Origin of the sequence: Nostoc sp. (assembly GCF_036916985.1) — a bacterium.
Lineage (GTDB): Bacteria > Cyanobacteriota > Cyanobacteriia > Cyanobacteriales > Nostocaceae > Nostoc.
This window is the reverse complement of sequence record NZ_JBALFD010000041.1, coordinates 107,168-120,503: the sequence shown is the minus strand read 5'-3', so window position 1 is coordinate 120,503 and position 13,336 is coordinate 107,168. Positions and strand designations below refer to the sequence as shown.

Annotated in this window: 11 protein-coding genes; 1 reads left to right on the top strand and 10 read right to left on the bottom strand. The window is 38.4% G+C overall.

The features are described 5' to 3' along the window. Positions 1-132: 132 nt before the first annotated feature. From V7L07_RS15010 to V7L07_RS15000, 3 genes are all read right to left on the bottom strand, one after another. Positions 133-2,271, bottom strand: coding sequence for a patatin-like phospholipase family protein (locus V7L07_RS15010; protein ID WP_335059057.1), 2,139 nt, complete (start codon positions 2,269-2,271; stop codon positions 133-135). 533 nt (positions 2,272-2,804) lie between these two features. Continuing rightward, complete coding sequence (locus V7L07_RS15005) at positions 2,805-3,389, bottom strand: Uma2 family endonuclease (protein WP_335059055.1); 585 nt, start codon at positions 3,387-3,389, stop codon at positions 2,805-2,807. A 110-nt stretch (positions 3,390-3,499) separates the two neighbouring features. Further along, the gene (locus tag V7L07_RS15000; protein WP_335059053.1) at positions 3,500-4,201 is read right to left on the bottom strand and encodes a peroxiredoxin; all 702 of its coding nucleotides are present in this window, start codon (positions 4,199-4,201) and stop codon (positions 3,500-3,502) included. Positions 4,202-4,572: 371 nt separating this feature from the next. Between V7L07_RS15000 and V7L07_RS14995 the strand changes: the two genes are divergently transcribed. After that, positions 4,573-5,286, top strand: coding sequence for a hypothetical protein (locus V7L07_RS14995; protein WP_335059052.1), 714 nt, complete (start codon positions 4,573-4,575; stop codon positions 5,284-5,286). Here the strand turns inward: V7L07_RS14995 and V7L07_RS14990 are convergent. From V7L07_RS14990 to V7L07_RS14960, 7 genes are all read right to left on the bottom strand, one after another. Then, positions 5,266-5,745, bottom strand: a complete 480-nt coding sequence (locus tag V7L07_RS14990; RefSeq protein ID WP_335059050.1) for a hypothetical protein — start codon at positions 5,743-5,745, stop codon at positions 5,266-5,268. The two genes, V7L07_RS14995 and V7L07_RS14990, sit on opposite strands and share 21 nt — an antisense overlap. A gap of 130 nt (positions 5,746-5,875) precedes the next feature. Then, positions 5,876-7,048, bottom strand: coding sequence for a hormogonium polysaccharide biosynthesis glycosyltransferase HpsP (hpsP, locus tag V7L07_RS14985; protein ID WP_335059048.1), 1,173 nt, complete (start codon positions 7,046-7,048; stop codon positions 5,876-5,878). A gap of 110 nt (positions 7,049-7,158) precedes the next feature. Next, entirely contained in the window at positions 7,159-8,334 is a 1,176-nt protein-coding gene (gene hpsO / locus V7L07_RS14980) for a hormogonium polysaccharide biosynthesis glycosyltransferase HpsO (protein WP_335059046.1), read from the bottom strand. 45 nt (positions 8,335-8,379) lie between these two features. Continuing rightward, the gene (gene hpsN / locus V7L07_RS14975; RefSeq protein WP_335059044.1) at positions 8,380-9,360 is read right to left on the bottom strand and encodes a hormogonium polysaccharide biosynthesis glycosyltransferase HpsN; all 981 of its coding nucleotides are present in this window, start codon (positions 9,358-9,360) and stop codon (positions 8,380-8,382) included. Between the two features lie 312 nt (positions 9,361-9,672). Then, the gene (locus tag V7L07_RS14970) at positions 9,673-10,824 is read right to left on the bottom strand and encodes a glycosyltransferase family 4 protein (protein WP_335059042.1); all 1,152 of its coding nucleotides are present in this window, start codon (positions 10,822-10,824) and stop codon (positions 9,673-9,675) included. 11 nt (positions 10,825-10,835) lie between these two features. Further along, positions 10,836-12,482, bottom strand: a complete 1,647-nt coding sequence (gene hpsL, locus V7L07_RS14965) for a hormogonium polysaccharide biosynthesis protein HpsL (protein ID WP_335059040.1) — start codon at positions 12,480-12,482, stop codon at positions 10,836-10,838. A 66-nt stretch (positions 12,483-12,548) separates the two neighbouring features. Then, complete coding sequence (locus tag V7L07_RS14960; RefSeq protein ID WP_335059038.1) at positions 12,549-13,289, bottom strand: glycosyltransferase family 2 protein; 741 nt, start codon at positions 13,287-13,289, stop codon at positions 12,549-12,551. Between the last annotated feature and the right edge of the window lie 47 nt (positions 13,290-13,336).

The following is a 13,336-nucleotide window of genomic DNA, read 5'->3' as shown; positions in this document are numbered from 1 at the left end:
CCTAAAATCCTTTTTTTCTTGGTTAAAACAATTAGTCATTGGTTATTAGTCATTGCCCCAATCCCCAGTCCCCATCCCAACCTATTGAAAATTACTGGTTCAACTCCATTATCATTTATAAAAGCTCAAAATTTAGGCTAATAAAATACTAATCAACTCATCGATTTCTTTACTTTTTTCTTGAATGAGTGTATTAGCTAAAGTTTGTAACTGCCGCAGATTTTCTGGTTTGGCATTATCTATAGCTTCGAGTTCAGTTTTTAAGAACGTTTGGAATCGATAATAAGAAGTTTGCTTACCTTTATTATTAGCCTCAAACAACCGTTCTAATTCTCCAGCGACTACTTCACTACCACCGTCAAGCACAATATTTAACAGGGGTTTAGCCCATTGCAATAGTCCCCATTTTTTAACTTCGTCATAAGGGTAGATACTCGTCAGGGAACCAGTACCCAGGGATACGACCAAGATATCTTCTGTATTCAGGACTTGTTTGTTTTCTTGTCTACTAATTTGCGCTTCTAAAATAGCCAAATTAGCGGGATTATTCGCAACTACTCCACCATCGACTAAAGTATAGAAGCCATTGCTATTATGAGAACTTGCAACGCGATAGGGAGCAAAATAAGTCGGAGTTGCACTAGTTGCCAATGCCGCATCTGTGAGGGTAAAACCTGAAGATAACTTGCGAAATCTTTTTGATTCTGTCTCTTGCTTTTCGATTTTGTTGGTAAAGAATATGGGAATTCGCTGCTCGATATCGTAGCTAGTTACGAAAACTTCTTTGAGATTATTTTCTAGAGGAGTGTCGCCAAAATATTGTCTGATAATTTCTTCTCTGCCTTCAGAAGAATATTTTGGTTGGACAAATATATCTTCTAGCTGACCGAGTATTTGTTCCCAGAATGGCTCGTAAAATATCTCAGCCCCATACTCAAGATATATTTGAACGAGATCCTCGGCGCTGTATTGGGCGGTAGGTGAGCTATCATTGGAATCTAAATTCAATCGGGGTTTGGTTAATCCGAGTGCCAGAATTCCGCCGCTAGAAGTGCCAGCAATTAAATCGAACAAACTAAAAATCGGCTTTTGTGTCCGCTTTTCAATTTCTGCTAGTACCAAGGCTGGGATAATGCCCCGAATACCGCCGCCATCAATAGCAAGGATTTTATATTTGGGATTAGCTTTCGTAGTCATAGTTTTTTGCGATCGCTCCTGAGTTAATATTTGTGGTTGTTCTTGCTGTTGGATATTTACTGCAACTGTTTCAGATTTCTCTTCTTTTGGCTTCGTAGTTTGAATGTTTGCAGATTTTTCACTCTGTCTTTTCGTCCCTTTTTTAGCCTTTGGGTTTACAGTTGTGGCTTGGATTGGGATGCCAGTTTCTACAATTGGCGGAACTTCAACGGGTGCTTGCTGCAACTCAGCTTCACTGACAGCAATTACTTCAACGGAGATAACTTCTGCAACGGGCTGACTTTCTTCCACCAGCACGATAGTTTCCGTAGGGTTTCCCTCGTCAGCACTACTCGCTGACTGATCTTGTCTCTCACTCTCGTTCGATGATTGTGTAATTCCAAATGGAAGTTGTGCTAAATCCCAATTGGGATTCCCACGCAAGTTTCCATCATGGCCATTTACAGTCTGGTCTTTTACAGTTTTTCCTTGTCCTTCATTTAATGCCCAGTAAGCGACTAATCCTTGTTCGTTTCCAACTAGAGGCTGATAGCGATGCCTCTGGATTTCCACTGGAGGGCAAGGATAATTCCAGATGCTAATGTTAGCTAATTGACCTGTGAAAAATACGTTGTTGTGTAAAGTCGCGCCTAGAGTCACAGAACTAGTTGCTTTGTTTAAAGAGTCACCTGTAAAATGGCTAAAATATTCATGATCGTCAAGATATATGCTCAGTTGACCTTTATTAAAAACAATGGCAAAAAAGTGCCATTGCCCAATAGTTAATTCTTCAGTACCAAAAGTTTTAATTTTCTTCTCAATAGTTTCATCAATGAATACATCTAGGTTTCCTGATTCACTGATACCGAACTCAAAATTATCACTATATCGATCTGAAGAACGGGCAAAAAAAACATTGCGCGTTCCATAAGTAGTAGCTTTATCTGTTAGCTGATGAGGATTTATCCATCCCGAAATCGTAAAGGCTGAACTTCCCTGAGCAAAAACACCAGCAAAATCGTTTTTGCCAAAATCTATGTAATCATCTTGACCATCAAATGTCAGAACTGATTGGCTATATACCTGGTTTGTCACGAGATTTTAATCTCCAAATTAAGATAATTTTTAATGACACTCAATAACTCGCTAATGCTGCACTAACGTAATTCGTAATTACTAAATGCAATAGATAAGTTTTTTTATAAAAACTATAGCTGGTTACTAAATCTGTTGAACGACCTCTGTTAAACAGATTTTTGCGTCAATTAAGCAATTTATAGGAAATTAGTAATTTTTTTAGAGCCAAAGATTATTTTTTGCATTATTAAATAAACTAACTTTTTTAAAACAACTTACTTCAATACTTGTCGGCTAAGGATAAAAGGGAAATAAAAACCTTTAACCTATAAGATAAACTCAATTACGAGTCAAAAACACATAAAACTAGTAGTATTGCAATTTGCTTAATCTAGACTCTCAAATAATCTCAGCTTTATCAAGAAAATGCAATAGCAGATAAAACAATCTAAATAGACAGTTAAGACAGTCTAAGTGGACATTTAAGACAGTTAAGACAGTTAAATGGACAGTTAAGACAGTTAAGACAGTTAGATTTTAAATAAATATTCTTACCAAACTTTACTCATATTCAAAATAAACCCAGGCAATACCGACTCGCCGCTAACAGTCGCAGGATTATCTAAACATTCCTCTGGCAATTCAGGACGATAAATATAAACTTTATGCTGCTTACGGTCAATTAACCAGCCTAACTGTATTCCTGGTTCATTCATATATTCCTCCATTTTTTCTTTCAAAGTCTGAAGGTTGTCGCTAGGAGATTTGAGTTCAACTACAAAATCTGGACAAATGGGTGCAAACTTTCGCTGTTGTTCTGGAGAGAGAGCATTCCAGCGTTCTAGTTTAATCCAGGAAACATCTGGAGAGCGTTCTGCACCTGTTGATAACTTAAATCCGGTACTAGAGCTAAAAGTTATACCCGTACCATCTTGTTCCGACCAAACCCACAACTGCCCAAATATATTACCTTCTCGGTTTCCTGTCTCTGAACCAGTAGGAGGCATAATTACCAATTCTCCAAATTTATTTCGTTCAATGCGTAAATCACGATTCACTTGACAAAACTCAAAAAATTGTTCGTCTGTCATTTGCATTGATGACGGAATTTGCAAAACCAAAGGGGATGAAAACATCGAGATATCCTCCAGGTTCGGATGCCTAGCCAACTGACTATATTCTCACGCAAATAAGAAAAGACGCCAAGATATAACTTTGCGTCTAATGCACGAAATCATTTTCAGATTTACTTGTTAGGTTGAGGAGTTAGCCGCAGATAGGGTTTGACTTCCTCGTAACCTTTGGGGAATTTCTGTTTGAGTACTTCTGGATCTTTCAGTGAGGGGACAATTACGACATCCTCTCCATCTTTCCAGTCAGCTGGTGTCGCCACGCTGTAATTATCAGTCAATTGCAAAGAATCAATCACCCGCAAAAGTTCATCAAAGTTGCGTCCCGTACTGGGAGGATAGGTGAAAGTAAGACGGAGTTTCTTGTTAGGGTCAATCACAAAGACCGATCGCACTGTCACCGCCGCATTAGCATTGGGGTGGATCATGTCGTAAAGGTCAGAAACCTTGCGATCTGCATCCGCCAAGATTGGGTAGTTAAGGGTGGTACTTTGAGTTTCTTCAATGTCTCCCACCCAGCCTTTGTGAGATTCAACGTTATCAACGCTAAGTGCGATCGCTTTGACATTGCGCTTGTCAAATTCTGGTTTTAGCTTGGCAACTGTGCCGAGTTCTGTTGTACAAACAGGTGTAAAATCAGCAGGGTGAGAAAACAGCACAACCCAGCTGTCACCTGCCCATTCGTAAAAATCGATGTCGCCGTATGTTGAGGCTTGCGTAAAGTTTGGTACTGTGTCACCTAGACGAACCATTTGAGATTCCCTGTAGTTAGAAAGGCATATATATTCTAGTATGCCATCATCCCATAAAACCCCCATTCCCCAATCGGGCTTTAGCAGTTTGAAACAAAATTTTAGGTTGTCAGCACTCTTGGATATAAAATGAAACAGAGATAAAAACTATTGACTAAAGTACACATATATGCTTTTGAATAGTGTGTTTTTCCTACAGATTTTTATTTACCTAGAGAATTGCAAATATCAGGGTGATATCCGACTACAAGCTATTGCATGTCTAGGCTTATTGAGTTGCAATATTTCCAAATTATTGCAGAATTATGGGAACCTTTCTTGGTATGGATGCAATATTGCGAGAAGTCTCTAAGCTGTTACAAATTAATTTGTCATAAAGTAAGTATTGAGAATAAAGACTACAAATATATTTATAATTTTTGAATTTTGAATTACTTATGATGATATTAATCTTTTTGGTGATTGGTGTTATCCTCAGCACAAGCGCGAGTTTTGTTTTTGGAGTTCCCTGGTTGATGCCGATTTTCGGTGCTGCTGTCCCCTATCCTATTTTCTTTTTACAAGTACGTCGTCAACAATATAAAAGTGCTTTTTGGTGGATGTTACTTTGGGGAGTATTGCAGAGTATTGCTGTAATTGTAGCAACAGCGATCGCACCACAAACAGCCGCAAAAGTCATCCTCCGTGGACAATCATACACTACAGAGATGTTCCACTGGATTCGCACGGGAGAAGGTATGGAAGGAACAATCAGTTTATTTTTACCAGACCATTTATTGCAATACGGAATTTTTTGTATTCTCTGCATTGTCACCTTAAGTAGTGCAGCATTGATATTCGGCACTTGGATGCTGAATTACATGAATTTTTATGTTGCAGAATTAGTGAAAGTTAGTGCTAAACCTTGGTTAGCAGCTATTTTAGGGTGGTATCCTTGGTCACTTCTGCGGATAATCGGCTTTATCGCCACTGGAGTAGCTTTAGCTGCATTAGGATTAAATCTAGTAACTCGCATCAGAGGCGAAGTTCCTAAATCTCCCTTTCCGAAAACTTATATGTTAATTGGGATTGGTTTTGTGATTGCGGATATCTTTGTTAAAGCGGTTCTAGCGCCTATTTGGCAAAAACTGCTATTGTCTGCATTGGGTTAAATTCATTTGTTTACCAGAATACACAAGATTTAGTATTTCATAAACGATACTTCTCCACCACCACACATATTCATCAGCAGCCACAGTTATAGTATGTGTAACTAAATTAGCTACATCTAAACCTGGGCAGTACTCTAATGTGACTTTCGTTATCTCCGTATTAGACTCTGAACCAATAGTTAATAATCCATCACCAAGTGATGAGAAGTGCTTATATGGCTTTTTTAGCAAGATAATTTGCTCTAGATACAAGTAACAGTCTAACAGCATATCAACATCATCATCTACCCATAGGTATATGCCATCGTTAAATTGATCCAACATTGCCCCAGATAACAATATGCGTTTGTATCCTATATCTAATAGCTTTTCTATTAACTTACGAGGATTCAAATCTTGCAAATTATGGCTTGGGCTAGGTGTGAAACTTGGTATCACCTGAGCTATTTGAAAATTCATACTGTAAAAATTTCTTATCTATGGGTAAGTCCTAGTTAATTAGGATTGGTTTTGTGATTGTGGATATTGTTGTGAAAGCAGTTCTAGCCCCTATTTGGCAAAAACTGCTATTGTCTGCATTGGGTTAAATTCATTTGTTTGCCAGAATTTTTTGGTAGGCTTGGATTGTTTGCTTGGCGATCGCATCCCAGCTAAAGTTTTCTAAGGCATATTTTTGGGCATTTAATCCCCGTCGTTGGCGTTCTGCGGGATTTTGCAAAGCTTCTTGCAGTAACTCTACCAGTGCTTGCACATCTGTTGCGCCTACCCAACCCGACTCACTATCACGTATCTGTTGACAAATATGCACTTGGTCAGAAATGACTACGGGTACACCTGCTACCATCGCTTCAGCTACAGCAATCCCAAAATTTTCGTAGTAGGAAGGCAAGACAAATAAATCGGCAGCTTGTAGTAAACTAACTTTAAGTTCACCAGTAACAAAGCCTGTAATTGTAGTGTGCGATCGCAGTGGTGAATTTTGAATTTGGGAAATTATCTTTTGTTCGTAATCTGGATCTTGAGGATTTGTCCCAGCTAAGACAAAATGAAACTTATAACCAACCCCTAATAGTTTCTCTAGCGCCGGAATCAACAAATTCAACCCCTTTTTCGGGTCAATTCGTGACATAAACAGCACCAACGGTACATCTCTTGGTATTTCTAACTGACTACATATATTTGTCAGACGAGATTGAGGGGGAATTACACCCAAAGGAATCATCAAATCTGGTGTAGATACTCCAAATCGTTCTGATATTTTAGCTTCTTGATCGCTGGTAAAATGAATTGCTGCGGCACCAGCTAAATTTTGACGTTCTATAATTGCCACATAAAGCTGTTTTAATTGCTTTTTCTTCCGTAAATCAGCCGGATCGAGAGTACCCAAAGGGCGGAAAATATAAGGTAGCTTTTGCTGACGACACACAATAGCAGCAGCACTAATTATAGGGGAGAATAAAGCATGAATATGTGCGATGTCAAACTCGTGAGCATGACGTTTTAGCCAGTTTAATAAATCTAGGGAAAATTTGTAGCGACGAAACGGGGCGCAACGAAAGTAAATTATTTCATAGCCATCTTGTTTAATTGGGCGATTTAAAGGAACATCCAGAGGTATTTGACCATTATCGCCATTACTATCAGTTGTTAGAATTGTAACTTCCACTCCCTCTTTTACCAACGCCGGAGCTAGTCCTAATACCATTTGACTGGGGCCGCCGTAAATTAAAGAAATTGAGGGGACAATTTGTAATATTTTCATTTTTTTGTCACTACTCAAGAGATTTTAACCCACGGAGGTGGGTTTTGTCTGTGTAGCCGCGACTTCTAGTCGCAAAGGCTAGTAATAAATTACACTTTTCAAACATCCTATTAATGACTATTAACTAATTCTTGATAAAATTCTAATTGCTGTTTAGCCAAAGCTTTATTTGTGTATTTAATCATGGCTTTTTGATAACCTATTTCACCGAGAGTGTGAGCAAAATATGGTTTATCCATTAATTGAACTAAGCAATTAGCAAGGGCTTGAGCATCACCTTCAGGAAATACTAAACCAGCATCGCCAATTACATAGGGAATTTCACCAGAATCAGAACCAATTACAGGTACTTGGCAAGCCATCGCTTCAATTAGCACATGACCAAATTGTTCTTTCCAACCCACAGAAGTTAAGGTTTTAAACTTGTAAGTCGTTTCGGAAGGTAATACTAAAGTACTCATTAAGTTTATATAGTTTGCTACCTCGTCATGAGGAACACTTTCTACTAAAATTAACCGTTCTTGAATATTGTTTTCTGTAGCTATTTTGATTAATTCACCTTGCAACTCTCCCCGACCCAGTAAGAGTAATTTCCAAGGTTTATTTTTCAAGGTGATTAAGGCTTTTAAAAGTGTCAGCAACCCCTTTTCTTGTACAAATCTTCCAACAAAACCTACCACAAAATCTTCTTTTTCAATGCCAAACTTAGCTGCTAATTCTGGTTGGGTTTTGGGAGTAAATAGACTTTCATCTACACCCAGTTGTGGCATAACTTTAATTGCTCCTTGATATCCCCGTTCTCGCAAAACTTCTGCGCCATCCTGATTCCCAGAAATAATGCCGTGGCTGTGATTGAGGTTATATTTTTCTAATAAAGCAATTGGTGGTTTGAGATTATATGGAAGATTCCACCAGGTAAAAAATAAATTTTTTGCCTTGAGTCCTAATAGCTGATTTAAGGCAATCATTTGAGTATAGGCTAAGGCTCTAGACCCTTGTTCTACCTGGATTATTTGGGGACGAAATTGTTTTAATAAAGATATCAAATCAGCGCCAAAGGTCAGAAGTCCTTGGTGATTTTGACTAAAATTAGAAACTGGAACTATTTTAAATGTGCCTTCATCACGGTATTCAGTTTCAATAATTCTATTTTGGACACCACCTGGTTTCCAGCGTTTTGGAACTACAACTGTCACTTCAATATCGGGTTCTAATCGAGATAAAGTGCGTAATTTTTCACAGTTTAGGTCTACGATATAAGTGTGACTAGCAACTAAAATTTTCATTTATCCTTTGTTATTCACTAATGACCAATGACAAATGACTAATGCCTAAACTTGTTCATCCAATCGACTGTAAACTTGACCATCGTTCCATATTGATTGGATAACAGTACCCAAGGCTTTGAAAAAACCCAAAATGTAGAAAATAGCGCGAGTAGCAATTTTGATGGGGGAACCGCTTTTATGGCAAGGTGGTCGTCCTAGAACGTGACAGTCAAATAAACGGGCGTATAGACGTAAAGCTTGAATAACAGTGAGGTTTTTCAACCCTAGTAGGAAATGGTTATGGTAGAAGGTGAGTTGATATTTGAGCGATCGCATACTAATATCATGACAACCCCCAGTTTCTTCGCCTAAATGCACCAAATGGGCTTCTGGGTCGTACCAAATCTTATACCCTGTTTGTCGCACCCGCAAACAAAAATCTGACTCTTCGCGTACTGCACTACCACGAAACCTTTCATCAAACCTCAGTCCGTACTTAGTAAAGATTTCGCGGCGAAATGACATATTGCAACCCCTTGTTGTCAAGACTTGCTGGGGTTTAGTGGTATGTACTAAATCAATATGATACCAAGCAATTCCTGGGTCCATAGCTTCGGGAGGTAGATATTCAATCTCTAAATCTCCTCCAGAATCACCTAATTTCATTCTGTCAAATACCCGTCCAGCAACAGCCCCCACTTCTGGCTTTTGCAAATAATTTTTCGCATGGGCTGCTAACAATCCAGGGGTTAGCTGAACGTCATCATCAATAAATAATATTATTTCACCAGATGAGCGGCGAATAGCATAATTCCGCGCCCCTGGCAAACTCGCCCAATCTAAGCGCAACCATTTAATTTTACCTGCCTCTGCTATCTCCTCTAGGTAGGTTTGAATTTCTGGTTGATGCTTTGGAGTTTGGTCTACAACTAAAACTTCAAAATTGGGATAATCCTGTTTTAATACATCCACAATGCTATCTCGTAGCGCTTCCTCCCGCCCGTAAGTCGGAATGACTACAGTAATTAATGGCCAATTATTCATGAGTTTTTTTAAGTAATTTTAATACTTCCATAATAGCCTTGTAAAAATTAATTTTCTAGTTTTGTAGTGGCGTGGCAAGCAAAAAAATTGTGCATTAGAGGATGTTTGAAAAGTATTAGGCGAATAGAATGCGCTACTACATAAAACTTAGTCCATCTCCGTGGACTAAGAGAAAATCAAGAGTTTTTAACCCACGGAGGTGGGTTTGGTTTGTATAGCCGCGAATTCTATTCGCCCGGTGAGTAATGTCTTTCATCTCAGCACTGGGAACTCAGCACGGGCTAAACCTTAGCTATCCGCTAACAGCACTTTTCATACTGCTGCGGCATAGAGATTATCAAATAACTCATTTTGCTTTTCAGAGTTATGGACAATTTGGGCTTGAGCTAAAGCTCCTGCACTTAAAAATTCATAGTGTTCTTCTTTATCGCTTCTATCAAGAAATTGGATGATTTGTTCCAATGCTTTCTCTGCTAAATAGTCATAAGTACTATCAAGAATTTCCCAATATTCATTACTTTTAGTTTTCTCTCCATACAGCCAATTACTCCAGTGCCTAATTTCGTTAATTGGCAATTCTAAAATATAGCCATTTTCCCCGTGACGGACAAACTCTGGTAAGGCACATACATTTGTCGTAATTACAGGAGTGGCAACAGAAAATCCTTCGATGATGCTAAAGCCATAAGTATCGTGTAGCGTAGCCATTAATTGAAAATGGCTTTGCGATAGTAACTCAATAACTTTATCATTAGGAATATATTTGTGAAAAACAACATTATTTAAATTTAGTAACTTTAAATCTTCCAGATATTTGGTGGTATCAGGGAAATCTGTAGGTACTCCTGAACCATGTCCCAGTCCTGATATGATATGGATGGTAAGAGGTAAACCTAGTTTTTCAGCTTTCTTGGCTAGCCTTAAAGCGACAACTCCACCTTTTCTAGCAATGTGATGCCCGACGAAAACAAGCTGTAAATTTTGGTCTGGTTGATAAACTTTAGGTTGATCGACTCTGGCAGTAAAATTTGGATGAATTACATCCAATTTATTAGTTAATTTTTCTTCCGTTTTCCAACCTTTTATCCGGTTAATAAATCTCAGCTTTGCATAATCTGACATGGCTATCAATTTTTGACAATTGTCTAGCGCTAAACGATTGTTTAATAAGTCATAAACTATTGCCTCTTGTTTATTTTTAGGATTCCTATATAAAATCCGATGATCTTCAAATGTGATAAACCAAGGCTTATTTGTATATACAATTCTGTTGAAAGAATGAATAGCGTGGTATTTTCCCCATAAAGGTTGCCAAGGCAGAAAGCTTGCTAAAGGATACCAAAGTCTTTCTATCGGATATCTACCTGTAGGAAAAGATTTGAGTTGGAGTAGTGTATGCCTAGAATTACGCGGTAAGTTAGGAGTTCTGATGTGGTTCTGACCGCATACGATAATTTTTGCCATTTTTATTTCATTTAAATTGTTTTGAGACGTTTTTTCTTGTTTTTTTGCTGAGGATCAGCCTCTTCTTTATCTTGTTTCTCTAGTTCTGGCAATTTAAAAAGAACTCCCGCAAAAAACCAATAGTAGACAGCAACCGGATCGACATCCAAAGGATAGTAGTAGGTGTTGTAGCTAATAAACAATATAAACACCCACAAAGCTGCTCCGTAACTGCGGAAATTACGGTTTTTTATGGAGCGATAGGTTTTAAAGCCAATAATGGTTAAACTTGTTACCAAACCCAGAAAGGCGAGTACTCCAAAAATTCCAACTTCAAAAAGTACTTTGGGGTAATAGGTTTCTACAAGCTTAGTGCTACCCATTACTCGGGCAGAGTTAGTTGCTCGACCTAAGCCACTTCCCAAGGGTCCGTCTACGTTTTTCCAATTCTCTTGAAATTGCTGGACGATAAAATCTTGAGGTGGTGAAGCTTCCCATCGACCTGTAAAACTCTCGGTTCTCTGTTGCACGACTTCAGGGTTAGTCACCATTGCTATTCCCAGAACTAGAACCAATCCTATGCCTATGGGGATAAATCGTTTCAGGTTGCCAAGTTGTCCGGTAAGCAGTAGTAAAATCCCAAAGCAGATTGGTACTAAAGCTAAGGCAATTCTCTGTCCAGAGATTACAGCATTGACAAATACTGTCACTAAAGAACCTAAACCAATCAACCGCCACATTGGGGAGGGATCGGTGAAGCCAGTGGCAAAAGTAAAAAAGGTGCTAGAAATTAAGAACCACGCCCATTGCCAAGGGGCTACAAATGTCCCTGGTAAGCGAATAACCCCTTCTTCGGGACTATATAAGAGCGCTCCACCAAAATAACACCGAGCTTCTAGTGATGTGACAAATAGGGCATTTCCTTCAAGACCTCTAGTACCTTTACATACACCAGTTAGTAGTAAAAAGTATTGAATAAATCCCAGCACACAGCAAATCAGTATGAGAGCAATCTGGAGGCGTGATAAAAATAGAAAATCCCGCTTATCTCTAATTAAATAGTAGGCACAACCAATCAGGGGGACATAGCCTAAAAATACTTTCAGTCCCAGAATGCCCATACCTAAAGGTATTTCTTGGGGTGCTTTTTCCAATAGTCCCACGCTATGCGGGTTAAACTGCTGCCCACCATTGATAAATAATAGTGTTAGCAGACTACAAGCAAAGACTATATAAAGTGGGATTTTAATCCCTTGGGGAATAATTATGGGTAGTCCCTGCTTGCGACAAGTCTGCCAAAGTCCAATTAGTGCTGGAACATAAAAGGCATCTTTAGCTAATTGAAGTATGGGACTATTTCCCAAGTAGTAGGTGATAGTACCCCCAATAGGTACGTAAATGATGAAGGCATATAGGGCTTGGCGCGGGTATTTGTAGGAAAGGGATATGATGAATATCCCTAAGACACCAGGAAGTGCTGCTTTAATTCCACCTACAAAAAAAAGTATAATGCCAAAGAACACACTGCCAAAGGTGGCGCTGGTGACTAAGCTAATGAATTCTTTACGTGCTTGGGCTGCTTTGCGCTTTTGGGCTAACTGTTCTTTAAGGCTAAGAGTAGGAGTTTCTTTTACAGCCTGTTTTTTGGATTTTTGATTTTTTGACTTAGATTTTGGCATAGTGGCGTTGTAGCCTATCAGCCTTAAAAAACAATCTATAGCTTACATATAAATGGATTGCAATGGCTATAGTATATACAAGCAAAATTCATCCTTAATTGATTGAGTTAGAGATTTTCGATCAAAAATATTAAAGTTTAACTTCATTGAACCGTAAAAAAGATTTTCTCCTGTTTCTACAATGTAAACTGCTCCTGGGAATGGTAATGGTTCAATAGGTTTATTTTTGCTTTCCAATACGCCTTTGATTTTACCGTGGTCTATATAATATTTGTAGTATCCATAGCCCCGGTTATATTCTGCATTTTCTGGTAAGAAATTTAAGTCATATCGGAGAATATTGGATGTACCGCACATTGAATAAAAATCTTTTCTTTTAATATATATATATTTACTACCTTCTTTATATTTATAACCCTTATCGATAAACCATCCATTAGAGTTAGGATGTTGCTTAATAAATGCGGCTAAGTTTTTGCTGATGCAATCATCTGCATCAACTGCCATAGTGTGAGTTGGAGAAAATTGATGAGCATACATTAATCCCTTCAATATTTTTCGCCCTTTATCTGTGTCTCCCCTAGCTATAGGGGTTGTCTCGTTGGGAGAAGGAAAATCAACTGTAATGTAAGTAATCTGGGGATGATTAAATTCTATTTTTGGCTGTTCGTGGCAAACAACAATAGCGTGAAAATCAGGAGAGGTTTGATTACAAATTGATTTGATGCATCTTTCAAAAGATTGGGTGACATGCTCCCAAGAATTGGAAACTTGCGGACTTTTAAGTGGGATAACAAAAACAAGCATTTTATTACCTTGTATAATCAATGAACACAGAGAGACGTCTTTCTTTG

Coding starts and splice junctions, on each gene's coding strand:
- V7L07_RS15000 (WP_335059053.1), bottom strand. CDS start 4,201: ATGGGGGTTTTATGGGATGATGGCATACTAGAATATATATGCCTTTCT.
- V7L07_RS14970 (WP_335059042.1), bottom strand. CDS start 10,824: ATGGCAAAAATTATCGTATGCGGTCAGAACCACATCAGAACTCCTAAC.
- hpsP (WP_335059048.1), bottom strand. CDS start 7,048: ATGAAAATATTACAAATTGTCCCCTCAATTTCTTTAATTTACGGCGGC.
- hpsN (WP_335059044.1), bottom strand. CDS start 9,360: ATGAATAATTGGCCATTAATTACTGTAGTCATTCCGACTTACGGGCGG.
- hpsO (WP_335059046.1), bottom strand. CDS start 8,334: ATGAAAATTTTAGTTGCTAGTCACACTTATATCGTAGACCTAAACTGT.
- V7L07_RS14960 (WP_335059038.1), bottom strand. CDS start 13,289: ATGCTTGTTTTTGTTATCCCACTTAAAAGTCCGCAAGTTTCCAATTCT.
- V7L07_RS14995 (WP_335059052.1), top strand. CDS start 4,573: ATGATGATATTAATCTTTTTGGTGATTGGTGTTATCCTCAGCACAAGC.
- V7L07_RS15005 (WP_335059055.1), bottom strand. CDS start 3,389: ATGTTTTCATCCCCTTTGGTTTTGCAAATTCCGTCATCAATGCAAATG.
- V7L07_RS14990 (WP_335059050.1), bottom strand. CDS start 5,745: ATGAATTTTCAAATAGCTCAGGTGATACCAAGTTTCACACCTAGCCCA.
- hpsL (WP_335059040.1), bottom strand. CDS start 12,482: ATGCCAAAATCTAAGTCAAAAAATCAAAAATCCAAAAAACAGGCTGTA.